Here is a 24,030-nt window from a genome sequence, read left to right as displayed (position 1 = left end):
AATGATTCATGCTAGATGTGATAAAAACAGCTTTTTCACCGCAAAGTAATCAAAAGGTGATTGATCCATTAAAGCAACTAGGAAATCGTGAAATAGAAATTCTAAAATCTAAAGGTTATGATTTAGATTTTTTAAAACAAGTGATGCCACAAGGTGGTTTAAATTTTGATGAGGAATACGTGACGTATGGCAATGGATACTCACGATGCGTGACAGTTTACCATTACACGAAAAACCCAACCCTCTTTTGGCTGGCGAATCTCATGAACAATCCTCATACCGTGGCGACACTAGATGTTAGCACAGATGAAAAGCAAAAAGTGATTGATCAAATTAACCGCGCATTAGATGAATTAAATGATCGATCAGATAATGAACGAAAAGCGACTGACCGAAATAAAAGCGCAGAAGAATACCTGGAACTAGCGGAATATGCTCGAAAATTGACTTCTAATGGTGAAATTTCTAAACAAGTCAAAGTGAGAGTACATGTTTACGGAAACACGATTCAAGAAGTAGATGAACGAGCGCAGGAACTGATCGAAAATCTCAAAGGGATGGATTATCGTGCGGTGACTTATCTGCATAAAACCAAACGAGATTGGCAATCGATGTTTACCATGTTCGATGAACAAGCTGAATGGTTCGGAAATATCAAAGGACAATCACTACCATCGTTAAACATTGGCGGAGGTTTCCCGTTCCACCACCAAACGTTAAAAGATCCAGGAGGTACACAATATGGGGAAACCATGACAGGCGGCCCATTTGTCTGGAATGCGACGTATAAAAATAGTGTACGGTTGTCTACTAATACCTTGCTTCTAGGAATGATGGGAGCTGGTAAATCGACCGTTCTTAAAATGATCGCGGAAGCCCATTTAGCTGCAGGAGACTTTATTTGGGGCTTTGAAAAGGGAAAAGACTTTATTCCTTTCTTAAAGGAATATAATGGCATTATGGTGCGTTTAGACGGATCTGACGGGATGATCAATCCTTTAGAGATATTTGCCACACGGACGTATGATGAAGCATCCAGTTTATATGACGATGGATCAGTCAAAGATTTGAAGATCAATGAAGCAGCGTCCTATCAAACGCACTTAGACAAAGTGGTCTATCAGGTACAGTTAGTGAGTCCTCAGCTAAAAGGAACGATGAAAGCAGAATTTAAGACCTACTTAAATCGTTTTTATGAAGAGTATGGAACAGTACCACGCGGCTTTACTTCTTCGAATGCGCGTTCAAATACTGAGACGCAAGTAACAGGTAAGGATCCAGAAGATTATCCGACGTTCAAAGAATTTTTAGACTTTTTAGGACAACTGGAATTACCAGGTGCTTCCCAAGAGAAAAAGAATCGAAAAGAAGAAATGGAATCCATCGTAGAATCCTTATGTGAGACGTATGGCATGATTTTTGATGGTCATAGTACGATTCAACACCTTGACCAACAACAGTTGGTCTTTTTTGACATTGACTCTATTACAGGCTTAGATCGTGGGGTACAACAATGTCAAATGTACATGGCGATGACGTTGATTTGGAATCAGGCATTGATTCAAGGACGAAGACAACGACGCTTAATTAAAGAAAAACAAATGGAAGAACAAGACTTCAAACGCTTCTTGGCGATGATTGATGAGTGCCATAATGCGATTAATCCAGATTTCATTGAGACGGTAAACTATGTCACAAACTTTCAACGAGAAATGCGTAAAGTAGAAGCAATGACTGTTTTAGCTACACAATCCCCACAAGAGATGGTACCAGAAAACATGTCTTCCGATAACTTCTCGAAACTGAAGAAAGTCTTTGAATTTTCTTCTACGAAGATCTTTATGCGTATGGATGAATCTATTTTACGTCATATAGAAGGGTTAGTTGGTAAATCAATGACGAACTCAGAATTAGAATCGATTCCTCAACAAAATCAAGGAGACGCTGTGATCAATTTTGGATCAAAAGAAACCATTCGTGTTCATTTTAGTCCGAATAAACGTCAATTAAAATTGTTTGATGGAGGAAAATAATGGAAAACCAAAATGAAAGTTTAATCAAGCAGTATGTCAAGCGTCGTGCAAAGCGGCGCTTATTTTTATGGTTGTTTGGTACTTCTGCAGGTCTGATGACTATTTTGATCACTGTGTTTGTGACCCTTTTTCTAATACTTGCGGCGGGGTCGATTGATAATTCTGATTCAGATTCAAGTACTGGTGGCGAAGCTTTTACAGGAGAATATTCGGAAGGATTACCCATTTATAAAGAAATCAAAGGAAGAGGCCCTTTTTCTGATGAGATTGCGCAATATGCCGTAGGAGCAGCAGTGAAATATAAATTATTACCAAGTGTAATCCTTTCCCAATACGGGTATGAGTCGGCATTTGGAACGTCATTATCTGCTAAAAACGACTTAAATTTTTTCGGGATCACCTGGTTTGATGGTTGCTTGTTCCCAAAGGGAACTGCACGTGGAGTTGGTGGGATTGAAGGCGGCTGGTACATGAAGTTTCCCAACTCAAAAGCAGCATTTTCGTACTATGGATTCATGGTAGCCACACAGTCCAATTTTAATGCCTGCGTAGGAAATAAAAGTCCTGGTGCAAGCTTGTTGATCTTAGGACGAGGGGGTTATGCCGCCGCAGGAATTACAGAAGACAGTGCGTATTATAAAAATTGTATGTCTATTATTAATACCAATAAACTAACTGAATATGATGAATTCGCCATCAAACATTGGGGTGAAGGTGGTAATAGTAACGGAACAATTACTGGTGAATGGACGAATCCATTCCCTGGCAGCAGTTTAGATAAAAGTTCCTTTAGCGGTGGTCAATTATTTGGAACGAATCCAGGGGGAGAGTTCCGACCAAATGGTTTCCATGATGGATTAGATTTTGGTTCAGTCGATCATCCAGGAAGTGAAATTCACGCGGTGCATGGAGGAAAAGTCGTGTACGTTGGCAATCCTGGTATTTCAGGTTTAGGGGCCTGTGTGATTGTGATTAATTATGACGGTTTAAATATGGTGTATCAAGAATTTGCGAATAGTACAGGAAATTCTCGTGTGAAGGTTGGAGATCAAGTGAAAGTTGGTCAAGTAATTGCAGTTAGAGATACGGAACACTTGCATTTAGGATTTACGCGAATGGATTGGCGTCAAGCACAAGGTCACGCATTCATTGATGATGGTACGTGGATTGATCCATTACCATTTTTGAATAGAAGTAAAAAATAGATCAGGAGAAAAAACAATGGAAAATAAAACGTTAAAAATCATCTTAATAAGTGCAATTAGTATTAGTTTAATCGGCAATATCGCATTGTTTTGGCAGCTTAAAGAAGAACAGACAACAAATACCTATAAAATTGAAGAAGTGGCTAAAAACGCGTCTGAGAAGCTCAAAAAAAATTCCTCTGAGGCACAGGCAAAGATCGACAAGTTAAATCAAACCATCAATGAGAAAAACCAAGAAATCGATCAGCTGAAGCAACAAGATGGCACAAAAGCAAAAGAGGAAGTAACTGAATCACAAAGAAAGATGGCAGAAGAGTTTGGTCAATTGGCCATTGATAAATCATTAAGTAGAAATGAATTAACGGAAAAACTAAAAGATGTCGCAACTCAAGAAGTGATCGACAAATTAAGTCCTGCAGACGATGATCACCAACATGATGATTACGGAAGTTACTCCTTTACATTAGGTGACGTGCAAACTTACGCTCAAACAAGCAGTGTAAAAGAGGAACAAAATTTTGTTGTATTTGTTGATTATACAATCGGCAATCCTCAATTCAAAGATGTCAAACCACAAAAAATAAAAGGTGGATTAACTGTCACTGAAAAACAAATAGATGATCAATGGAAAGTCACAGACTTTAGTTATTTCACTCGTTAGGAGGAAGAAAATGAGTAAGAAAAAAGGAGCAAGACAACGTTTCAAAAAACGGAAAAGTTATCTTAAATGGCTGGGAATCTTTATGATTCTCGGCTTTTTGATTCTTGCTAGTCCGATTTATACGCACAAGAAGGTAGACATACCAGATGAGGTAAGCACGAACGCATTTTTAAACACGAAAGAACTGACAATGGTATCGAAAGAAAAAGGAGCGAACCAGCAATTAGTTTTTGAATTTGCGATCGATGATGAAGATCAAAGCTTGTTAAAAGAACTGGCTAATCTTAATTATCAGGTAGAAGTAAAGACAGCAAAAGGCGATTATCAAGCAATAAAAGTAAAAGTAATAAAGGTGTCTGATGATTATTTTGTTGTGAAGTTAACGCATGTACCAGAAGAATATATCGCTATGCGTTTAACCATTATTCCTGAGAAAATTGATCCAAAAGTAGATATGCAGGAACCGCAAGATCTGATTTATTATGTTCACGAAGATAAGGTCAAAGATCGAGTGAAAGATGAGGATTATGAACAACATGCGATCAATTACAAAGTGAAAGGATACAAGAAAGAACAACAAGCAGCAAAAAAACAAATTGAATCCTTCCAAGCAACCATTGATTTAAATGAAGAATTAGTGAAGAAATTAAAAGATCAATTGACTTATCAAATCGCAGAGGATCAGGAAAATACTGAAAACAAGATTAATGGTTATCAGCAAGAAATTGAAACATCGAAAACGCAAATGAAAGATCAAGAAGAGATCATTCAAAAACTTCAAGAAAAAATTGATCGTATGATAAAAGAAAATATTTAGTAAAACAGGTGGAGTGAAAGAAATGAAGCGAGTGAATTTGGTCGGAAAAGATACTTTCGCTGAGCAGAAAGTGTTGATTAAAGCCTATCTAAAAGTTGTAAAAGCTAAAGACATTTGTCAAGAAGTGAATTTATCTAACACAACAATATCTGAGTTGAAGAATGGTAGAAAGAGTTTAGACACATTAAAATTCAGATCATTTGAAACTCTATATTTAGCTGCAAAAAAATATTTTACAGCTGACAGTAAATAAAAACAGGAGGATTTTATGTGAAAAAAGTATATCAAAAATGTTTATGGATCAGCTATATCACCGTAGGTATAGCTGGTTTTTTCTTTAGTCTCGCTGTGATTGTCGTTCCAATTTTCTTTTGGTTTATCAATAAAGATTTATCATTTTTGTTTATGAGTTTCCTATCGTGCATTGTGTTGATGATTTCATGTTTAAAGATCCGCAAATTTATGCCGTCACATTGGCAAGAAATGAAGAAGGAATTTAAAGAAGAAATTGAAATACGATCCAATGACTGGATGGAACACACTTGGTTTTCATTGAAATCGAATATCAAGCGAAAAGAATTTTGGACATTACAATTATGGCCATTTGGAAAAATTTGTAGTTATGTTGCTCGTCTTGTTTTCGATTTAGCTATTTACTTGTTTGGGATATTTGGAACAACCTATTACCTGATAAGAGATCCAAATTGGATTTCGCCGTCAGATATTTTTACAGTGCTAATGACATCGATTGTTATAGTATTCGCGTTTATTTTAAGTCACTTACTTCTACAAATTATCAAACAAAAATTAACAATGAGCAAACTTTTTAAAAGTTTATTTGACTTCATTGTTTTAGGAAGTATTCTAACGGCTCTAATAGAATGTATAGATCACTCAGGAAGAACGATAGAGGGATTGAAGGACTTTCTGACAACGTTCATTCAATTTATTAATGAATATATGTATTTATTTGTGTTTGGTTGTGTTCTTGCATTAATCGGGTATGTTTCTACAAAATTCATTAAACGTTCAATTGAAAAAGAAATAGATATTGATTTGATACCAACACTTTTTGGTTATGAGTACTATGTTGACTATGGGAAGTATGATGGGTTGCTTCATACGAATACTGTTCACACGAGTATTCAAGAATTTACGAATAAGGAAATCAAAGACTCTATTCAAGGAGAGCAAAAAAGGAAGTTTATTGACCGAAGAAAAGAGGTCTACAATTTTTATGAAGTCGAAGCGTTCCTACGGTATGGTATCGGAAAAGTGTGGCTAGATGGAAGTCATATTCTACAAAACCAGATGAACAAGAACTTCAGGTAATCAGAAAAATTGTAGCAGCTATTCCTTACAAATGATTTAACAGCAAGTTTTTCTTATTTTTTAAAGAGCATAAGGAAACGTGATATCACTTTCTTACGAAAGGTGCTAGGTAGGCTGTGCCTACCACGTTTCTAAGGGAAAAATCTGATATCAAAAATTGAGTTTCATGGATAGTCTATGGATAGCAAAAAACCATATTATGGATAGCTTATGGATACCATCCATAGACTATCCATAATGTAAAAAGGAGAATCATATGGATATCATTATCAGAGATATTAATACCAAGTACATTAATGAAATTGATAAACGTTGTGAAGAGTTAAGGACAAAAACAGACTCAAAATGGAGCAGAAATGACTACTTAAAATTATTGATTGAAAACGACTTTGAGCGTCCTTTAATGGACTACAAGAAAGATCAATTTGATCGTTTATTGGAAAAATTTACAGATGTTCAGCTGCATAATACAAAAGTTTTGGAAGCATACACGAACGAGGTCAAGAACTTAATTGAAATATTAATCACACATTAGGAAGGAGATAATGTTCTATGGTTAAAGCGATAGAAAAGCATATTACATTTTATGAAGCGCACGATGAAGTTTTAAAACATATTATGGAAACTCAACCTACGGTAAAAAATTATTCTGAAGCCATTCGATTTTTATGTATGAATTACGATCCAGAAATTGAAAAAAATAATAATATGACGAACGCAAAGTTGAATGCAATGGGAAAGGAAATTTCTATTTTAACCGAAATGGTTTCAGAGTTTGCGGATCTTCATTTGAAAGATACAGGAATACTAATTGGTACAAATTCAACTGTCTATCAAGAAGCAAAAGAGCGTGTGGAAGGGAAAATAAAAGCGAATCAAACGAAAAAGTATTCTCCTAAGATCAAGAAACCAATAAATGAATCTGTTCATGCCAGAGTAGACCCGTTTGATCCAACAAAGTTTTTAAAAAGATAAAAAGTAGAAGGGGAACATGATGAATAAATCGCCTGCAGTCATTCTCACTTGTCAATTTACCTTGCCCAATAAAAAATCTTTTTCAACATACATTGATTATATGACAAGAGAAAAAGCGCTGGAAGAAAAGGAACGACGCACGCCCGACGAAGAACAGGAACTGCAACGAATCAAGAATGCTTTAGAGGATTTTTATATTCCTGAAGGAGAAACTTTTTCGGAGAGTAAGACGGATAAAGAATTCAGCGAAACGTCGAATGAAGCTCAATCGTTGATGGAAAATGGAATCAACTTTGACAAGTTAGAGGAACAAGATTTTACCAAATATCTTTCTTATATGACCCGTCACTATGCGTTAGAACAAAAGAAAGAACTGACGCAAAGTGAACAAAAAGAATACCAACGCTTGAACCAAGCAATAAAAAAATATCAAACAGAGCCACACAAAAAGGCTTCAGGAAACCTTCCTGGAGTTTTTTCTATGGCTTCAGACGAAGTGAAAGGAAGTGATCTGAAGGAGATTAAGCAAATCTTCCAAAGAGGACAACAAAAAGGCTCAATCATTTATCAAGATGTTGTCTCTCATGATAATTCGTATCTTGAAAAAATAGGATTGTACGATCCCAAAACAGATACTTTAGATGAAGAAGGATTAAAAGTAGCTGGAAGAAAAATGATGGAGACATTATTCGAGAAAGAGCAACTGAACGAAACAGGCTACTGGATGGCAACGATTCACCGTAATACCAAACATATCCATATTCATTTTGCAGTTGTTGAAAAAGAAAATACGCGTAAACCTTACACGGAGGTTGAAAATGGTGTGAGTTATATCGTACCGAAGGGTAAGAGAAGACAAGCAACATTAGACGCAATGAAGACCAATTATGTACATGAGTTAGAACGTTTTTCTTATGAAAAGGATCGAATGATTGGTATGGAGAAACGAAATTTATTGACGCGGAAAAGTGATTTGCGTAACACCTTAACAAAAGTGGTAAAAGAGCCAGCGCGTTACGATCGACACGCAATGAACTTATTAAATGAAGTATATAAAACCCTACCTGACAAACGTTCGGAATGGAATTACGGGGATGAAAAACGAACCAAACTTTCACCATACACAAGAGAGAAACTCGATGAGTTAACCCAATATGTGTTAACAAAAGAACCTGAATACCAAGAATATATACAGATTTCAAAAGCATTGAAAGAAGAAGCAAAAAGTCTTTATGGGGAAAGCAAGAGAGAATCAAAGGATGCAGAAAAAAACGCCCTCTTTGATTTAAAAAAGCGCACAGGAAATGCCATCCTAACAGAACTGAAGAGACAGGATAGTCAAATAAAACCATTAATAGAAGGTGTCAATCAGATGCAATCTATTTACAATGAACGATCCTTTCGAACGCTTAAACAATTGCCAACGAATGAATACAAATATAGTTACGAAGAATTCATGAAGCGCAGGAAACAATTCCAACAAAGAGTTGTCACGCAGCGGAGTTTGCGTCAATTAAATCGAACGATTAATGCCCATGAAGAAAAATACCATGCAAGTAAAGCATACGAAGAGCAACAACGAAGAATTCAAATGGAACAAGAAAGACAGTAGGAGGAATAGCAATGAAACAATATTTGAATCAATGGAAAGTCATAGAAGGATCACTAAAAAAAGAACGAATCGAACAACTTCCCGATTGTTTGGAAAAAGAGCATTTGTTTCAGATAAGAGAAATGTTGAGAAACGAACAGTTTGATCCAAATCAATTTTTAGTTGTTGAGTACCCAGCTACTGGCGTGTACTGTTGTAATCATGTAAATGGTGAAAAATATTTTATCATTCAAGAATATGAGGAAAAATTAGTTCCTTATTATACCACCTGGGAAATGAATGAAGAGGGGATCAATAACTTCCCATGTAAAAGCATTAAAGAATCTATGTCATTCACGGAATGCTAATTGGATAAAAAGAAGAGGCTTGAAATAGATGGAGGAAAAGTAATGATTGAAAACAAATTAACAGAAAAACAAGAAAAATTTATAGACAAATTTTATTTTGTCACTGAAAAATATTTGTTTCCTAAGACAAAAGGGAAATACTTTTTAAAAGGGAGCATTGGGGCAATTCTCTTTTTTATTGTGGAATTCTTTTCAGTGTTTAAAAGCTTTGGAGGTTACCAAAAACAAATTCAAGAATCAAAAGAGCTGCAACACTATTTCCAAATGTTAACTCACAGTCCGCTTTATTTTGTTATGTGGATCGCGCTATTTCTACTCGCTTTCATTATAGGATATATCGGCTTAACCTTAGCACATATCTTAATCGACTGGGTCAGAGGGAATCTACTAAAGTAAAAGAAAATTGTTCTACTTACGGAATGTTAATTGAATAAAAGAAGTAAAGAGTCCTGAACATAATTTGTCTAGGACTCTTTTTTCAGTGAATTGTTTTCCGCCAGTTCACTGAGTGGTGCGGTTTCCAATTTTATTATATCAAATGGAAGTGAGATTCCAAAGGGAAGGGAGGAAGAAGAAATGACTCATTCAACTATTGGTGTCGTTGTTGAAAAAAGCAGAGACAATCTCGTTTTTGTGACAGAAATTCAAACAGATAGAGCTTTTGTAGTCACAGACAAAGCTGCAAAAGCGTATCAAAGTGGCGATATTTTAACGTTAAATCTGACTACGAAGACGTTCGTCGATGCGGCAGAAGATTATCCATTTGTTTAGGAGGAAACGGACATGGCAGAAGAAAAAGAACCACTAGACAATAGTCGATTGGGAAAATCCAAAAGAAAATTAGTACGATTGCAAAATGAATTAAACGAACAAATCGAAAAGATGGTTGAACACCAAAGAAAGACCAACGGTCAACCAATGAACGATAAGAGAAATGGGCGTTCTTGGTTTAGGCAACAAGAGCGAATCGAAAATAAAGTGCATAGTCTGAGAGAAGAGATCAAGCAACAAGAAAAACAGGTAGAAAAACTTGAAAGACAAGAAGAGCTAAAGGAAATGGGCTATAACAAGTACGGCGGACTGGATATGACGATCGAGAATATTCCAAGAATCAGAGAAGAAATCGAACGCTTTGAAAAAGGTGAATCGTCTTTTTCAGCCGCCACGATCCGAAAATATCAACGGAAGTTGGAAACATTAGAACAGCTGAAAGAAAAATCAGTAAAAGGAAAAGAAAATATCCTCCCTGAAGTACAAGCGATCATTGACAGCGGACGAGTAACGCAATGGAAAAAAAATCCGACCATTTATTTTCTGAAAGGCTATCGAAAAGTCGCTTTAGAACTGAATGAAAACGGGGAATTTGAGGAATCAAAAAAATACCAAGCCACGTCGGAAGAGGAAAAAGCAGCTATTCGTGAATTACTTGAAGAGGCTGCGCCAACTGATTCTCTGAAGGAGAAAGAAAACGATCATTTCTATCGAGTAGAATTCAACGAAAATGATCCAGAAAAAGGATTGAAAAGTTATGGTGGGGAGATCGTAACATTCGAATTGATCGATCAACTTAAAACGTTGGATAACCAATACGGTGCAGAAGCAGGTTATTATAAATTCTATTTTGAAGAAGTGAAGAACGGAGAAGTAGTAGATCAGATCCGAATGGATCTAGGGGATGGCGTCAACAGTAATCAACCGATCTATTTAGAGTTAGCAAAATTGTGCGAACAAGTACCTGAGAAGGAACAAAAACAAACGGTTAAAAATGAACCTATTACGAAAGAACAAATGCAGTCGAAAGAAACAAAAACAAAACAAAAGGGCTATCAAAAACGAACGGCAGAAGAGATTAAACAAGAAGTTAAATCCCTTTCGCAACAGGCACTGGATGCGGTGAAAAAGCACACTCATTCTCCTGAAGACGTCAAAGAACTTCTGAACTTTATGTCTCGTTTTCCAGAACGATCCTTTAGAAATCAATTATTGATTGAGGAACAATTTCCAGGTGCAACGGCTTGTTTAGGTCGTGCCGCGTTGAAAAAAGAAGGAATCTATATCAAAAAAGGGGAACAAGGAAACAAGATCTTTGTCAGAAAAACGGTCAAAGGATTTTATGAGAAAGGACGCGGCTTTGTTCGAGAAACAGAGGCTACACCAGAAGATAAAAAACGAATCGAAAGTGGTCAAATCGAAGTGATCAAAAAACCTTACTACACGATTGAAAAAGTGTTTGATATCACACAAACACAGTTGAAACCTGAAGACTATCCGAAAATCTTCCCGAACCGTGTCTTTGACTTTCAATTAGATACTAAAGGACAGTCAGAACTTCAAGCTGGGATTCAAGCGGTAGCCAACAATATTGGGATACAAATTCGAGACATGTCAGAGAGTGAAATCTATCAAAGAGAATTAGGACAAGCACGTGGGGCGTACGTTCGTAACGAATTTACTGGCGAAGAAGAAATCGTCATGAATACTCGAAATACTCCTACGCAGCATTTAGCGACAAGTATTCACGAATTAGCACATGCTAGAATGCACAAATTTTCAGAATTAGACACCGCAACCAAAGAACTGCAGGCAGAAATGACTTCTTATATTGTATGCAAACATTTTGGAATGGACACGTCGGAAAAGGCTATTCCTTACATTGCAGCATGGACGAAGAATGGTCAGACTTTGGATGATAAGGAAGCCGCGGAACGTGGGAAAATCATGAATGATGTCAGCCGTGTCGCAAATGAATTCATTCAAACCATTTCTACGGAAATCAATCAATACAGAGAAAAAGAATATGACCAAGAAAAAAAACGACCACAAAGCGGTAATATAGAACTGGATAATGCAACAAAAGAACTACAAAAACAAGCAGGAGTGGTTGTCTCAACTTACCGACATTGGTTTTCAGATCATGAAGAAACACGTCCGATTTTAATAAAAGAGTTTGAAAAACTATTGACGGTCTATAAAGAGAATCAACAGGTACTGACAAAAGAAAACTTAGGAGAGAAAAAGGAAGCTTTAGCAATTACAGAACAATTAAACCATTACGACAATCATTCTTCGGAAGATGCTTTATATGTAGTAAGTGATAATATAAGTCAATACTATTTTAGAAATAGAATGGAAGTTCCTGTATTTGAGAAACTTAAAGATAGATCAGAAATAGAGAAGGAGAAAATAGTCAAAATAGGTACTCTATGGATTGATAAAAAAGATGGAAAAGTCATGGAAGAAAATACAGGTCGAACATTACACCTGAAGGAAGCGGCGTTTATTGAAGATCCTCAGCATAATCAAGTGATTTTAAAAGGAAAAAGTTATGGAAAAGAGATCCAAACGGCGTTATCTTCAGAAGAGTTTGCGCTAGGAAATCCATTCCGATTTTCACTTGAAACAGTGTCAGAAGTGGCCAAACGAAAAAATGAAATCTATTATGAACAACAATTGTCACAAAAAGAACGCGTATAAAACAAGTAAAAAAGACTATCTGAAAAACGGATAGTCTTTTTTCTTTTGGGAGGTTTGAAAATGACCGAGAAAAAAATGAGTCTCATTGATCGATGTAAACAGATCGATATAGTGGATTTTGCTCGAAACAATGGAATGGCTGTAGTCAATAAAGGACGAGACTATCGCTTAGAAGACCATGATTCATTTGTTTTTGATCGAAGAAAACAACGTTTTTATTGGAACAGTCAAAATATTAGTGGCGACATTATTGAATTAGCTAAACTTTTTTTCATAGACAAAGAGATTCAAGATCCTAAGCAACAATTTAAAGCAGCTACTGATTTTATTCTAAAGAATGAAGACAAAACAGAACGAGTGGAAAATCTTCATTTTGAGACAGAAAAGTACAAAGATCACCCCGTTGATTATCAACCACTCACAGAAAAAGGAAGGAATTATCTGAAGGAAGAACGAAAACTGCCCGATTGGTTGATTGATTATGCAGAAAAAGAAGGATTGATTGCCGAACTAAAGCCAAAACATGAACGGCAAAATTTCTTAGTTCGAGACGATCGTTTAGATCATGCGGTCGCCTTTTTATGGAAAGATCCACAGACAAAAGAGACAGTAGGGGCTAGTTATCAAGGAACGTTCATTGATTATGAACGTTTTGGTGAGAGAGGCACATATAAGCATATAGATAAAAATTCGACAGCGAATCATGGATTTAACCTAAAGATCGGTAACCCTAAACAGTTAAAATTTTTTGAGAGTAGTATTGATTTACTTAGCTATGCTGCACTGAATCGTGATCAGTTAAACGATACGTGGTTAGTCTCTATGGAAGGGTTAAAACACCATGTGATTAGTCATTATTTTGGTGAGGCAGTATCTGAATTGAGAAAGAAACAAGCCTTTCCTCAATCCATCGAGATTTGTGTGGATAATGACCGTGCAGGACATATTTTCTACGAAAAAGAACAATTAATGGGCGCAGTCGATCCATTTACGAATCAGAAAGTACGTTGTGAACGAGGAATCGCTAATGATTGGCAAGTGCCAAAAGAATACAAAATCATTTATGAAGAAGTCGCAAAAGAAGAAAAGGTCACACCAGAAGCTATTATGGCCATACACAAGACAGAAAACAATCTGCAATTAACGAATCAACTGGTTTCCGCTCACAAAGTAAATGCGTCTTTTGGCCAGCAGCTTTCTGTTAACGATTCAATAGAAGCCATTAATTTGAAAGATATTTGTAGAGAAGTCGCAAAAGAATTAAAAGTTTGTGAACGCGTGGATGGTACGTACGATTTTGATCGTTTTTATCAAGAAAAAGGGGATATTAATGCGCAGATTCTTTTCTCTTATAAAGCAGAACAATACTACAAAGGCTATAAAAATCATGAACATGAATTTGTACCTGAAGTAAAAAAGGACTGGAACGATCAATTGAAGCATGAGATCCAGCAACAAGAAATCAGAAAGCAAAAACGTGCCATGTTGTTTCAACAAGGCAGACAACAAGAAAGGGAGTGAAATCGTCATGATGAAAACCGTTATTTTAGCAGAAAAGCCGTCACAAGCGAAAGCTTATGCCGATAGCTTCTCTAAAGCCACTCGAAAAGACGGGTATTTTGAAATCCAAGATCGATTGTTTCCTGGTGAAACTGTGATCACGTATGGTTTTGGTCATTTAGTCGAATTAGATTCGCCCGATATGTACGATGAAAATTGGAAACAATGGTCATTAGAACATTTGCCTATTTTCCCTACACATTATCACTATCATGTTCCTAAAGATAAGAAAAAGCAATTCAAGGTGGTGAAACAGCAACTTCAATCGGCCGACACCATTATTATTGCGACAGATAGCGATCGTGAAGGGGAACTGATCGCTTGGACGATCATTCAACAAGCAGGCGCAGAGCAGGGAAAGACCTTTAAAAGACTTTGGATCAACTCCTTAGAAAAAGAAGCTATTTATCAAGGATTTCAGCAGTTAAGAGACGCAGGAGAAACCTATCCGAAATTTGAAGAAGCACAAGCACGCCAGATCGCTGATTGGTTGATCGGCATGAACGGCAGCCCACTGTATAGTTTACTCTTGCAGCAAAAAGGCATACCAGGAAGTTTTTCCTTAGGCAGAGTCCAAACCCCAACGCTTTACATGATTTATCAATTGCAGGAAAAGATTAGAAATTTCAAGAAAGAACCTTATTTTGAAGGAAAAGCCGAAGTAATCGCTCAAAATGGCGCATTTGATGCGAAGCTTGATCCGAATGAAACCCAAGCGACGCAAGAAGCATTTGAAGATTATTTAAAAGAAAAGGGGGTTCAATTGGGAAAACAGCCAGGCATGATTCGCCAAGTTGAAACCGAGAAAAAAAGCGCGGCAAGTCCACGTCTTTTTTCTCTATCTAGCCTTCAGTCTAAAATGAATCAACTCATGAAAGCTAGTGCCAAAGACACTTTGGAAGCCATGCAAGGCTTGTATGAAGGGAAATATCTAAGCTATCCGCGAACGGATACCCCTTATATTACGGAAGGGGAATATGCGTATCTGTTGGATCACTTAGACGAATACAAGCATTTTTTGAGGGCTGAAGAAATTCCAACCCCTATTCATACGCCGAATAGTCGGTATGTGAACGATAAGAAAGTCCAGGAACATTACGCAATCATTCCTACAAAAACAGTTATGACAGCAGCGGCTTTTGAACAACTAAGTCCACTGCAGCAGGCTATTTATGAACAAGTGTTAAAAACAACCGTGGCGATGTTTGCGGAAAAATATACCTATGAAGAAACAACAATCTTGACGCAAGTTCAGCAGCTTCAGTTAAAGGCAATCGGAAAAGTACCGATAGATCTAGGTTGGAAGAAGTTATTTGGCAAAGAGAGCGACGGAAAAGAGAAGGAAGAAGAGCCGCTACTTCCTAAAGTGACAAAAGGAGAAATGGTGACGGTAGATTTACAAGTCCTTGAGAAAGAAACCAAGCCACCACAACCTTATACCGAAGGTACGTTGATCACTGCGATGAAAACAGCTGGGAAAACCGTGGATAGTGAAGAAGCGCAATCCATATTGAAAGAAGTGGAAGGAATCGGTACAGAAGCGACACGGGCGAATATTATTGAAACCTTGAAACAAAAGGAATATATCAAGGTAGAGAAAAATAAGCTCGTGGTGACGAATAAAGGGGTTTTGCTTTGCCAAGCCGTGGAAAAAGAGCCGCTGCTTACGAGTGCCGAAATGACCGCCAAATGGGAAAGCTACTTGTTAAAGATCGGTGAACGAAAAGGAACACAAACCACTTTTCTAGCCAATATCCAAAAATTTGTCTCTCACTTATTGGAAGTCGTCCCAGGACAAATCCAATCCATTGATTTTGGATCGACGTTACAAGAAGTGAAAGCAGCCAGTGAAAAGCAAGAAGCCGCGCGTCATTTAGGAATTTGTCCAAAATGCCAGGAACAAGAAGTCTTACTCTATCAAAAGGTGGCAGCTTGTACGTCTGAAGCCTGTGATTTTAAATGTTGGACAACGATTGCGAAAAAAAAACTCACAGCGACACAGCTGAAGGAGATCATTCAAAATGGCCGAACAAGCCAACCAGTGAAAGGGTTAAAAGGTCAGAAGGGTTCGTTTGAAGCAACGATCGTTTTAAAAGAAGACTTCACTACAGGCTTTGAATTTTCTGAAAAGAAAAAAACGAACTTCAAGAAAAGAACACGACGCACTACAAAATAATGGAGGGTTAATCTTATGCGTAATACAACACACAAACAACAAGAAATCGAAAATCAAAAAGCCAAAATTCGTTCAGAACAGGAAAAAATGCGTGCCAGCAAACGAAGACTGCAGCAATTAAAGAACCAGCAGCGGATTCAAAAAGAAATTGAATTAGATCGATAGACATTAACCTTGTTACAAATACACTATCATGATATATTTAATGTAGTGTATTTGTAACGAAAGGAGGGGAAGTAAATGCAAGATAAACTGAAAGAGTTGTTGGCTATTCGCGATGGAAATTTATCTATGAAGGAAGCCAGAAAATTTGGAATCGCAGCAACCACTGTACAAAGATTGGTGAATCAAGGAAAATTGATCAAAGTTGATCGTGGTTACTATGTAGAGGATGGTCATGGAATAGATGATTTATTTTGGCTTCAGCAACGATTTTCCAGGGGAATCTTCTCTCATGAAACGACTTTAGATATTTACCAGCTTTCTACGAATATGCCGAAATTCATTCACTTAACTTTTCCCCATGGATATAACGTTGATCGTTCAATTACAAAAGAGCAGCAGTTACAATTTCATTTCGTGAAGAAAGAAGTTTACGAGCTAGGAAAAGTGGAGGGAACTTCCTTTCAAGGAAATCCTATCACTATGTATGATAAAGAGCGTACACTTTGTGATATTTGGAATCCGAGATATGAAATTGAATACGAAATGAAATTAGAAGCATTAAAGGAGTACATGGGAGATCCATTGAGAGATCCAAGCAAATTAAGAGATTATATGACAAAACTACATGTAGAAAAAGAAATGAAATACCATATGCAAAGCTTATATTGATGGAGGAAAAAGATGACACCGACACAATTTGCAGCAAAAACAAGAAATTTAGCAAAGAGGACAGGATTAAATGCACAGTTAGTACAACGGCATTTTATGATGGATCGTTTAATTGAACAAATTTCTGAATCTAAGTATAAAAATGATTTCATTTTGAAAGGTGGCTTTTTATTAGGATCAAAATATGGAATCGATAGAAGGACGACAATTGATATCGACACGACATTTAGAAATAGCAAATTAACTGAAGAAAAATTGAAGAGTATTTTTAATGATTTAACTAGGAAACCCACGAAAGAAGGTATTGTTTTCTCTATTCAAGGAATGAAGGAAACAAGAGAAGCCGATTTTTATCCTGGATTTCAAATTAAATTGGTGGCTAATTTAGAGAAAGTACGTGTGCCATTTAAAATGGACGTGACAACAGGAGATTCTATTTATCCTGAAGTAGATACACACTATCACCAATTAATGTTTGAAGATAAAAAAGTGGAGATTCCAGCTTATCCAACAGCACAAATTATTGCAGAAAAGCTAAGTGCTACGTTCAGCTTTGGCACAGATAATTCGAGAGCAAAAGATTACTACGACTTATTTACCATTCCGAAACTAGAAAATATCGATACGAAAGAGTTATACAAAAGTGTTCGAAATACATTTACAAAACGTGGGGATACAAAACCGTTGTCCTTTTATTATGAAAGAGAAATGGATAAGATCAGAGGAAATGACTATTTGGAAAAGCAGTGGGAAAAATATCGCTCAGTTAACACGTTTGCGAATTCCATTTCATTTACAGATACAGTCAACGAAATTGATCACCTAATGAAAAGTGTGATCAAAATTGAAAATCAAGAAAGAAAACGGCAGTTTAAAAGATCACAACAAATGAATCAAGAAATGGAGAGATAAAGATGATCAATAATGTAACTTTAGTAGGACGCTTAACCAAAGATCCAGATTTACGTTATACCGCGAGTGGTACTGCAGTAGCGACTTTTACCCTAGCTGTCAACCGAAATTTCACGAATCAAAACGGCAATCGAGAAGCTGATTTTATTAACTGTGTGATTTGGCGCAAACCAGCAGAAACAATGGCGACATTAGCTAAAAAAGGTAGTTTGATTGGTGTAGTTGGGCGGATTCAAACGCGGACTTATGACAACCAGCAAGGACAACGTGTGTATGTGACAGAAGTTGTGGCCGATAATTTCCAACTATTAGAAAGCAAAGCAGCGACAGAAAGACGTGCGCACGCTGATCAATCGTCCACCAGTCCAAGCACCACCACTTTTGAACAACGGGATACAGCGACGCCTAATAACAATGGATTGAACGCTTTACAGAATCCATTTGGGAATCCATTTGGTGGACAATCAATCGATATTAGCGATGATGATCTACCGTTCTAAGTAGCATTTTCTATTGGTTGCATTTGCTACGGTTTATGTTATAATTTAGTCAACAAAAAGAATTTTCAATCTATAACCAAAAACCACTAGCTGGCGGGCTAGTGGTTTTCTTTTACGTTTCTATTATAAGAATTAACGGGTAGGCTTACTGTCTTTCTTGGCAAATTTACAATCAAGCCATTTGCAGATATAGTGCGCGGCTACTTCTGCCATGATTGCAAAAACAAAATCAAAAAGAATTTTCAAACCTATAACCTCCTCCCCTTGCCAGATTAGGCCGGGGTAGCAGACAGCAAGACTATTATAGCATAATTGAAATATCCAAATGATTGGATTTTTGCTATAATTTTAGCGAGGTGATTGTGATGAACAAATATGTTGGTTTGCTTGATAAAATCCGAGTAATAAAAACGCAACCGTTATTGGTTCGCTTTACTTTACAAACGATTCATGAATCGATTAATTGTGTAGTTGCAGATATTGAAATTATCGATAAATTGCTAATTATGGATGATGGAAAATACAATATTGCCGTCACAGGTCACTTCAATAAACGAAATCAGCTAGTTATTGCTAGCATGTATGTTAGAAATCCCGATCATTTTACGCGATCGATGGGCATATAAAAAAAGAAGAGTTGCAATCCTAATGTAGGACTGCAGCTCTTTTTGTTTTACATAGAAACAAGAAAAATGAAAAGGCCTTTTTAGGAAGGCGCGAGCGCCTTCTCAATTGAAAAACCTCTCTCACTCCAACCGCCACCGCCGTTCGAGAAGAAAGGAAGTGAACGTTGCACGTTCACTAAGATAAAGGGTCTTGCAAAGCAAGACAAAATAGAAAAAACTTCCTCTCACCAAAAGGTTCGTTCCTGTTCGTTATCTCTTTATTGATTTGCCAGACCGGCAACAAGTTGCCTTTTATCACCAAAAAGCGACAAGGACAAGGGTAAATGGCACGCTGCGCGCCCTTGTCCTTGTCGCTTTTCGTTGATTCATTCTGGCCAACAAATCAATAAAGAAAGAACTAACGAAAGGAAGTAAAACCTTTCCTAAGAGGAGGCAGAATCAATCATGCGAAAGAAATTTGATTATTGGGGTGTTCCCTTCAGCGAATTATTCCCAAACTATCATGCACCACATACTGTCGAATGCGATTGTGGACAAAGAGCGAAATGTATCAAAAGCTATCGTTTGTATCAATGTCCAACATGCGGAAAAAAATACACCTTGTCTTATGGCGATTATATTTTGATTGATGAGAAAGGAAAGAAACGCTGATGAAAACATAACATAAATTATTGACTGTAAAAGAAGTCATTTCTGAAAAAGTAGCAGAAGCTTTACTTATTCCGCGGTACTGGACGATAGAAACCCCTTTAGTAGAGGATGCACCGACTATGCTATTTGAAGACCTAGTGAAGATTGCAGGATATGAACTGCATTATCAAGAAAACATGGAAACTTATGAAAACGAATATTGGTTAACCAAATTAGAGAACTAAAAAGGAGAAAAAAATATGGCTCAAAATTACTATGACGAATTTGTCAAATTACCTTTGGATAAAATGGCACAAAAAATGGAGGATATGACATTCCTATACCATGAGACACGTGTTCCAAAAAAACATTATAAGGAAAGATTGTCGGTAGCTGTGGAAGAAATGATTGAATCAGGTGTCGAAATGAATCTCATTGCGACGTACTATCGAACACTGGAAGAACTGAAAAAACAAAATGCAAAATGGTTTTTCCAAGCCTTACTATGCTTGGAAGTAGGTGTCAAACCAAGCACTATTAAACCTTCTGAATATCAAGCTTTAGAACTAACGTATGGGAAATTTGTCGAAACGAAAAAAGCCAAGACTGTTTCAAGTGAATGGTTAGATTATTTTGAAAATATCAATAAGTATGGCGCCTATTACACCATGAAAAAGGAGGACAACGAAAATGAATAAGGTGATTTATCAACTAACAACGGAAGATGTGTCACACTTTTTAACAAACAAAGAACATTTGAATGAAGTAATCAGACGGATTCAAAAAGACTTTAGTTGTATGGAAGAAATGAAGTACTTTATTCAAAGAGTCGAAGAACAATTGTATTTGGAAAGTGAAACGAGTCAAACGAAGGTCACAGTCAGCAATAATTATTTAGACGTGTATAAACATCGTCCTGAAACGGTAAAAAAAGGAACGGAGCTTCTACGACTAGAAACAGAAAAATACATCATGAATGTTTACCTAGAAAGGAGTGAACTGGTCGAAAACTTTGTCAGCTGCACGATTTGCAGGAAACACTATTACTCAGAATCAGAATATTATTCAATTTTTGAGAGCATGGAATTAATGGAAGAAGAAATGGAAGAGCTAAACAGCAAAAATGCGACGATAGACGATTATTATCTTGTATTTACTAGATTTTTGACGTGTGGGACGGAATCTATCGTGTTAATGGGAATGGATTATGAACTCGCTGTACCCGAAGTATTTTTGAGGGAATATGTAGAAGAAGTAGATAACCCAGGCGACGACTGGTACACGACTTTAACTGATTTTTTAGATACCTACACTTACGACGATACAGAAGAAATCCAAAATGAACTTGACCGTAAACGAATGCCATATCAACGATTTGAAAGGAAAAAAAGGCAATAATCATTTATACCGAAAAGTGAGAATGTGTGAAATAAGAACAAAAACCTTGAAATTAAGGGAATGGTTCTTATTTCGCACCAATCGCTCCAACCGCCCCCGCCGCTTAGGTGGTGCGAAATAAGCGGGCAAAGCCCGATAACCTAAGAGAAAGAAGGAGATCCATATGAATAAAATCATTCCTCTGTTGTTCGTACTGTGTATTGGCGAGATACTTATGCGTCATGGTGCAGCTGTACATTTAAACTTCGTAGTATTCTTAGGAATACTGATATTTTGTTTGATCTTTTGGCGCTTTGTGTTAGCCCTTGTGAGTCTAATATTCAAGTTGATTGCAGCCATATTTTTCATAGGGTTATTTCGATGAAAGGAGAGAGTACTAATGCCAATTGCAATAGGAAATAAACGGTTACCCGTGACATTAGATGAAAAGAGACAAAAAGAATTACAACGACTCAAGAAGAAATATAATAAAAGTGAGTCAAAAATTATGTGTATAGCTTTAGACATGCTTGTTGAGCAAGAAAAAGCAGGCTTTGAGATTCCAGTATTAAGAAAGTGATATCACTTTTCTTCCACATTGATCAAAGTGACATCACTTTATTATTTTATACAATGTTATTCAAAGAAAAAGTTTCTACAATAATAATGATGGTATAATTATAGTAACGCCATTATATCTATAAAAATAGAAAAGTAGGTTTTGTTAATGTCAATATTTTTTACCATAATATTCCTAGTTATAGCTGTTCCTTTTGTAATAAGCATAGTGTCAGCATTATTAAAAATTAAAGGTAAAGTGAATATCAGTTGGGTTTCAGTATTTATACCAATTTTCTTATTGTTAGGTTGCATTGCTTTTTTAGTGTTTGGTTTATTACTGATGTATTTTGCTAATTACAGTTTATAAAAAGAAAATAATCAAATTTGTGTTCTAAAAATAAATTTGAAAGGAGAATTATGGAGATCTTATACAAAATAAACAATCATAAATTGTGGAAAAAAAAGTACTATATGTTCCTTACCTTGTTTAGTTTTTTTATCATATTAATATTTTCTAAGTCTTCTCCACTTTATTTCATAAACGATTGGGTAGATGCTAATGCTTTTTTCTCAGTTGGAAAAGGAATAGTACACGGTCAGGTACCGTATAAAGATTTATTTGAACAAAAAGGTATACTTTTGTATTTCATTCATGCAATTGCTTATAAAATGAGTGCAACTTCCTTTTTTGGTGTCTACTTGTTAGAAAGTATTTCATTTGCGTTTTCGATGATTTTATTTTTTAAAATTTGCAATTATTATTTTTCAGAAAAAATATCCTGTGTTACCACTTGTTTGACTCCACTAATTTTGTTAAATAAGGACTATTTCCGTGCAGGAGATAGTGCAGAAGAATTTGTTTTTCCTTTTGTGCTTGGGTTATTGTATTTAATTATATCTATCTCTAATACTGGCGGAAAAATAAAAGGTAAACAATTTTTTATTCAAGGATTGCTTATGGGGTGTGTATTTTGGATAAAGTATACGTTGATTAGTCCGTGGATAGGTTTTTTTATTTTTTTCGGAATATATTATCTATTAAAGAAAGACTATCAACAAGTAATTAAAGCAGTGATTTGTAGTCTACTAGGATTTTTGTTAGTGAGTATCCCAATTCTTTTGTATTTTATAATTAACCATGCTTTACATGAAATGTATTTTGTTTATTTTAAGTTTAACATGATGTTATATCCACAATTAGTTGATCAAGGGAATAATATAAATATATTTAGTCGTTTTTTTAACACATTGAAGATATTTGCTACATTAATGTGGCCAAACAAAATTATTATGTCTATTTTAATTATAGGATCTGTCTATCTTTTATTTACCAAGGTAGTCTTTAAGCAAATTATTTTTAAAGTATTATGGATATTTATATTTATATGCACTAATTATTTTATTTTCTATGGTGGTATACCATTGAACTACTATATTTTGTTAGATTTAGTCGTATTGATGGTTGGATTTTTAGGATTTTGTGTTTTGTTAAGAGACTTAATGATTCGATATAAAATTCGAAGGCCTATTGTAACTAATTTTCTATTATCAGGTGTTATTATTTTGGGAATTGTATTAATGTTTAATTCAAATGATACTTTTAGAGATATGAGATTTTTTACTGATCGACCAAGTATCCAAATAAAAAATGCTGAAAATACAAATCCAAATGCTAAAGTCCCTGCCCAGCTGGAGTTTGCTAAGTATTTGAAAGGAAAGAAAAATGTAACTCTGTTGAATTATCAGTTTGTTGATTATGGATTTTCAGTAATCCCAAATATTGTTCCAAATGTTAAGTATTTTATGAACATAAATATCCCATACAACGTTTATCAAGAGAGTATGGATCAACAAAATAAATATGTAGAAGAAAAGAAAACGGATTATATAGTTGCTGGGCTCAAGCTGAATGAAGATGTAAACAAATTTGGAACACCATGGTTGCACTGGAACTATCACCCGATCGCTGTTCATGTCCAAGATCGTGAAGGGAATACTTTAAAATATGTGCTTTATGAAAAAAATAAAAAATAAATTACTAACTCAGTAAATAGAAATCTGATTTTTAAATCCCAACAGGGTATACCCTGTTGGACTTTTTTTATGATATGATATTAAACAAAGTTACAAGGTCAACTAGTTAATGCAACAGAGTATTCTTAATTAAGAAAAATGATCTACTAAATACAGAAATTAAATACAAAAGAATAAATAAGAGTTACAAACCAACATTTATTGAATATCATTTCAGAGCGGGTATTATAATTTTATAAAAAAGAGGTAGAAAAATGATTAAGTTTACAGATGGACAGAAAATAAAGGATAAAGTCCATATAATTGTGTAAAAGATAAAAGGCCATGTAACAGCCCTTTTACGGTACAATGTTTTTAACCACAA

General features: G+C 35.8%; 27 protein-coding genes. All 27 read left to right on the top strand.

What is annotated here, in order from left to right:
- Positions 1-8 precede the first annotated feature (8 nt).
- The 27 genes from DVW83_RS07975 to DVW83_RS07845 all read left to right on the top strand — a co-directional run bounded on the left by DVW83_RS07975 (position 9) and on the right by DVW83_RS07845 (position 23,666).
- A complete protein-coding gene (locus DVW83_RS07975; protein WP_137239242.1) occupies positions 9-2,033 on the top strand; it encodes a VirB4 family type IV secretion system protein in 2,025 nt (674 codons plus the stop codon).
- Positions 2,033-3,238 (top strand): glucosaminidase domain-containing protein, encoded by a 1,206-nt coding sequence (locus DVW83_RS07970; protein ID WP_098379752.1) that lies wholly within the window; start codon positions 2,033-2,035, stop codon positions 3,236-3,238. Before DVW83_RS07975 ends, DVW83_RS07970 begins: the two co-directional genes overlap by 1 nt.
- Positions 3,239-3,254: 16 nt before the next feature.
- Complete coding sequence (locus tag DVW83_RS07965; protein ID WP_098379753.1) at positions 3,255-3,899, top strand: hypothetical protein; 645 nt, start codon at positions 3,255-3,257, stop codon at positions 3,897-3,899.
- Positions 3,900-3,909: 10 nt separating this feature from the next.
- Positions 3,910-4,716, top strand: a complete 807-nt coding sequence (locus tag DVW83_RS07960) for a hypothetical protein (RefSeq protein WP_137239240.1) — start codon at positions 3,910-3,912, stop codon at positions 4,714-4,716.
- A gap of 22 nt (positions 4,717-4,738) precedes the next feature.
- Positions 4,739-4,969 (top strand): hypothetical protein, encoded by a 231-nt coding sequence (locus DVW83_RS07955; protein ID WP_063627757.1) that lies wholly within the window; start codon positions 4,739-4,741, stop codon positions 4,967-4,969.
- A gap of 17 nt (positions 4,970-4,986) precedes the next feature.
- Entirely contained in the window at positions 4,987-6,048 is a 1,062-nt protein-coding gene (locus DVW83_RS07950) for a hypothetical protein (RefSeq protein ID WP_174784269.1), read from the top strand.
- A 256-nt stretch (positions 6,049-6,304) separates the two neighbouring features.
- A complete protein-coding gene (locus DVW83_RS07945) occupies positions 6,305-6,583 on the top strand; it encodes a hypothetical protein (RefSeq protein WP_002332780.1) in 279 nt (92 codons plus the stop codon).
- A gap of 17 nt (positions 6,584-6,600) precedes the next feature.
- Positions 6,601-7,023: a hypothetical protein gene (locus tag DVW83_RS07940; RefSeq protein ID WP_002332779.1), complete on the top strand. Its 423-nt coding sequence runs from the start codon at positions 6,601-6,603 to the stop codon at positions 7,021-7,023.
- A gap of 19 nt (positions 7,024-7,042) precedes the next feature.
- Positions 7,043-8,635, top strand: a complete 1,593-nt coding sequence (mobP2, locus tag DVW83_RS07935) for a MobP2 family relaxase (protein ID WP_081129242.1) — start codon at positions 7,043-7,045, stop codon at positions 8,633-8,635.
- 11 nt (positions 8,636-8,646) lie between these two features.
- Positions 8,647-8,982 carry a hypothetical protein gene (locus DVW83_RS07930; RefSeq protein WP_137239238.1) on the top strand — a complete coding sequence of 112 codons (336 nt, stop codon included), beginning with the start codon at positions 8,647-8,649 and terminating at the stop codon, positions 8,980-8,982.
- Positions 8,983-9,378: a hypothetical protein gene (locus tag DVW83_RS07925; protein ID WP_002351395.1), complete on the top strand. Its 396-nt coding sequence runs from the start codon at positions 8,983-8,985 to the stop codon at positions 9,376-9,378.
- Between the two features lie 180 nt (positions 9,379-9,558).
- Positions 9,559-9,753: a hypothetical protein gene (locus DVW83_RS07920; protein WP_010729215.1), complete on the top strand. Its 195-nt coding sequence runs from the start codon at positions 9,559-9,561 to the stop codon at positions 9,751-9,753.
- A 12-nt stretch (positions 9,754-9,765) separates the two neighbouring features.
- Positions 9,766-12,456, top strand: a complete 2,691-nt coding sequence (locus DVW83_RS07915; protein ID WP_174784268.1) for an ArdC-like ssDNA-binding domain-containing protein — start codon at positions 9,766-9,768, stop codon at positions 12,454-12,456.
- Between the two features lie 60 nt (positions 12,457-12,516).
- A complete protein-coding gene (locus tag DVW83_RS07905; RefSeq protein ID WP_010729212.1) occupies positions 12,517-13,977 on the top strand; it encodes a toprim domain-containing protein in 1,461 nt (486 codons plus the stop codon).
- A gap of 10 nt (positions 13,978-13,987) precedes the next feature.
- Positions 13,988-16,192: a type IA DNA topoisomerase gene (locus DVW83_RS07900; RefSeq protein ID WP_002326882.1), complete on the top strand. Its 2,205-nt coding sequence runs from the start codon at positions 13,988-13,990 to the stop codon at positions 16,190-16,192.
- A 15-nt stretch (positions 16,193-16,207) separates the two neighbouring features.
- On the top strand, positions 16,208-16,357 hold the full coding sequence (locus tag DVW83_RS15225; RefSeq protein ID WP_002295632.1) for a hypothetical protein: 150 nt from the start codon (positions 16,208-16,210) through the stop codon (positions 16,355-16,357).
- A 75-nt stretch (positions 16,358-16,432) separates the two neighbouring features.
- Entirely contained in the window at positions 16,433-17,026 is a 594-nt protein-coding gene (locus DVW83_RS07895; RefSeq protein ID WP_002326883.1) for a type IV toxin-antitoxin system AbiEi family antitoxin domain-containing protein, read from the top strand.
- A 12-nt stretch (positions 17,027-17,038) separates the two neighbouring features.
- The gene (locus tag DVW83_RS07890; protein ID WP_002326884.1) at positions 17,039-17,938 is read left to right on the top strand and encodes a nucleotidyl transferase AbiEii/AbiGii toxin family protein; all 900 of its coding nucleotides are present in this window, start codon (positions 17,039-17,041) and stop codon (positions 17,936-17,938) included.
- Between the two features lie 2 nt (positions 17,939-17,940).
- Positions 17,941-18,438 (top strand): single-stranded DNA-binding protein, encoded by a 498-nt coding sequence (ssb, locus tag DVW83_RS07885; RefSeq protein WP_137239235.1) that lies wholly within the window; start codon positions 17,941-17,943, stop codon positions 18,436-18,438.
- Between the two features lie 365 nt (positions 18,439-18,803).
- Positions 18,804-19,064 (top strand): hypothetical protein, encoded by a 261-nt coding sequence (locus tag DVW83_RS07880; protein ID WP_002296240.1) that lies wholly within the window; start codon positions 18,804-18,806, stop codon positions 19,062-19,064.
- 444 nt (positions 19,065-19,508) lie between these two features.
- On the top strand, positions 19,509-19,715 hold the full coding sequence (locus DVW83_RS07875; RefSeq protein ID WP_002325537.1) for a hypothetical protein: 207 nt from the start codon (positions 19,509-19,511) through the stop codon (positions 19,713-19,715).
- Between the two features lie 20 nt (positions 19,716-19,735).
- Entirely contained in the window at positions 19,736-19,939 is a 204-nt protein-coding gene (locus tag DVW83_RS07870) for a hypothetical protein (protein ID WP_104662115.1), read from the top strand.
- Positions 19,940-19,954: 15 nt separating this feature from the next.
- Entirely contained in the window at positions 19,955-20,392 is a 438-nt protein-coding gene (locus DVW83_RS07865; protein ID WP_002332738.1) for a hypothetical protein, read from the top strand.
- Positions 20,385-21,092, top strand: a complete 708-nt coding sequence (locus DVW83_RS07860) for a hypothetical protein (protein ID WP_137239233.1) — start codon at positions 20,385-20,387, stop codon at positions 21,090-21,092. Before DVW83_RS07865 ends, DVW83_RS07860 begins: the two co-directional genes overlap by 8 nt.
- Before the next feature lie 163 nt (positions 21,093-21,255).
- The gene (locus DVW83_RS15965; RefSeq protein ID WP_002338055.1) at positions 21,256-21,456 is read left to right on the top strand and encodes a hypothetical protein; all 201 of its coding nucleotides are present in this window, start codon (positions 21,256-21,258) and stop codon (positions 21,454-21,456) included.
- Positions 21,457-21,471: 15 nt separating this feature from the next.
- On the top strand, positions 21,472-21,651 hold the full coding sequence (locus DVW83_RS07850; RefSeq protein WP_104662116.1) for a hypothetical protein: 180 nt from the start codon (positions 21,472-21,474) through the stop codon (positions 21,649-21,651).
- Positions 21,652-22,049: 398 nt separating this feature from the next.
- Positions 22,050-23,666, top strand: coding sequence for a hypothetical protein (locus DVW83_RS07845; protein WP_104662118.1), 1,617 nt, complete (start codon positions 22,050-22,052; stop codon positions 23,664-23,666).
- Positions 23,667-24,030: the final 364 nt, after the last annotated feature.

It is taken from the genome of Enterococcus sp. VV15, assembly GCF_005236045.1.
Lineage (GTDB): Bacteria > Bacillota > Bacilli > Lactobacillales > Enterococcaceae > Enterococcus_B > Enterococcus_B durans.
Note: the sequence above shows the minus strand (reverse complement) of the source record. Positions and strands in the feature narration are given on the sequence as shown.

Coding starts and splice junctions, on each gene's coding strand:
- DVW83_RS07960 (WP_137239240.1), top strand. CDS start 3,910: ATGAGTAAGAAAAAAGGAGCAAGACAACGTTTCAAAAAACGGAAAAGT.
- DVW83_RS07905 (WP_010729212.1), top strand. CDS start 12,517: ATGACCGAGAAAAAAATGAGTCTCATTGATCGATGTAAACAGATCGAT.
- DVW83_RS07970 (WP_098379752.1), top strand. CDS start 2,033: ATGGAAAACCAAAATGAAAGTTTAATCAAGCAGTATGTCAAGCGTCGT.
- DVW83_RS15225 (WP_002295632.1), top strand. CDS start 16,208: ATGCGTAATACAACACACAAACAACAAGAAATCGAAAATCAAAAAGCC.
- DVW83_RS07900 (WP_002326882.1), top strand. CDS start 13,988: ATGAAAACCGTTATTTTAGCAGAAAAGCCGTCACAAGCGAAAGCTTAT.
- DVW83_RS07890 (WP_002326884.1), top strand. CDS start 17,039: ATGACACCGACACAATTTGCAGCAAAAACAAGAAATTTAGCAAAGAGG.
- DVW83_RS07845 (WP_104662118.1), top strand. CDS start 22,050: ATGGAGATCTTATACAAAATAAACAATCATAAATTGTGGAAAAAAAAG.
- DVW83_RS07865 (WP_002332738.1), top strand. CDS start 19,955: ATGGCTCAAAATTACTATGACGAATTTGTCAAATTACCTTTGGATAAA.
- mobP2 (WP_081129242.1), top strand. CDS start 7,043: ATGAATAAATCGCCTGCAGTCATTCTCACTTGTCAATTTACCTTGCCC.
- DVW83_RS07860 (WP_137239233.1), top strand. CDS start 20,385: ATGAATAAGGTGATTTATCAACTAACAACGGAAGATGTGTCACACTTT.
- DVW83_RS07850 (WP_104662116.1), top strand. CDS start 21,472: ATGCCAATTGCAATAGGAAATAAACGGTTACCCGTGACATTAGATGAA.
- ssb (WP_137239235.1), top strand. CDS start 17,941: ATGATCAATAATGTAACTTTAGTAGGACGCTTAACCAAAGATCCAGAT.
- DVW83_RS07975 (WP_137239242.1), top strand. CDS start 9: ATGCTAGATGTGATAAAAACAGCTTTTTCACCGCAAAGTAATCAAAAG.
- DVW83_RS07930 (WP_137239238.1), top strand. CDS start 8,647: ATGAAACAATATTTGAATCAATGGAAAGTCATAGAAGGATCACTAAAA.
- DVW83_RS07875 (WP_002325537.1), top strand. CDS start 19,509: ATGCGAAAGAAATTTGATTATTGGGGTGTTCCCTTCAGCGAATTATTC.
- DVW83_RS07915 (WP_174784268.1), top strand. CDS start 9,766: ATGGCAGAAGAAAAAGAACCACTAGACAATAGTCGATTGGGAAAATCC.
- DVW83_RS07880 (WP_002296240.1), top strand. CDS start 18,804: ATGAACAAATATGTTGGTTTGCTTGATAAAATCCGAGTAATAAAAACG.
- DVW83_RS07940 (WP_002332779.1), top strand. CDS start 6,601: ATGGTTAAAGCGATAGAAAAGCATATTACATTTTATGAAGCGCACGAT.
- DVW83_RS07920 (WP_010729215.1), top strand. CDS start 9,559: ATGACTCATTCAACTATTGGTGTCGTTGTTGAAAAAAGCAGAGACAAT.
- DVW83_RS07965 (WP_098379753.1), top strand. CDS start 3,255: ATGGAAAATAAAACGTTAAAAATCATCTTAATAAGTGCAATTAGTATT.
- DVW83_RS07955 (WP_063627757.1), top strand. CDS start 4,739: ATGAAGCGAGTGAATTTGGTCGGAAAAGATACTTTCGCTGAGCAGAAA.
- DVW83_RS07945 (WP_002332780.1), top strand. CDS start 6,305: ATGGATATCATTATCAGAGATATTAATACCAAGTACATTAATGAAATT.
- DVW83_RS15965 (WP_002338055.1), top strand. CDS start 21,256: ATGAATAAAATCATTCCTCTGTTGTTCGTACTGTGTATTGGCGAGATA.
- DVW83_RS07895 (WP_002326883.1), top strand. CDS start 16,433: ATGCAAGATAAACTGAAAGAGTTGTTGGCTATTCGCGATGGAAATTTA.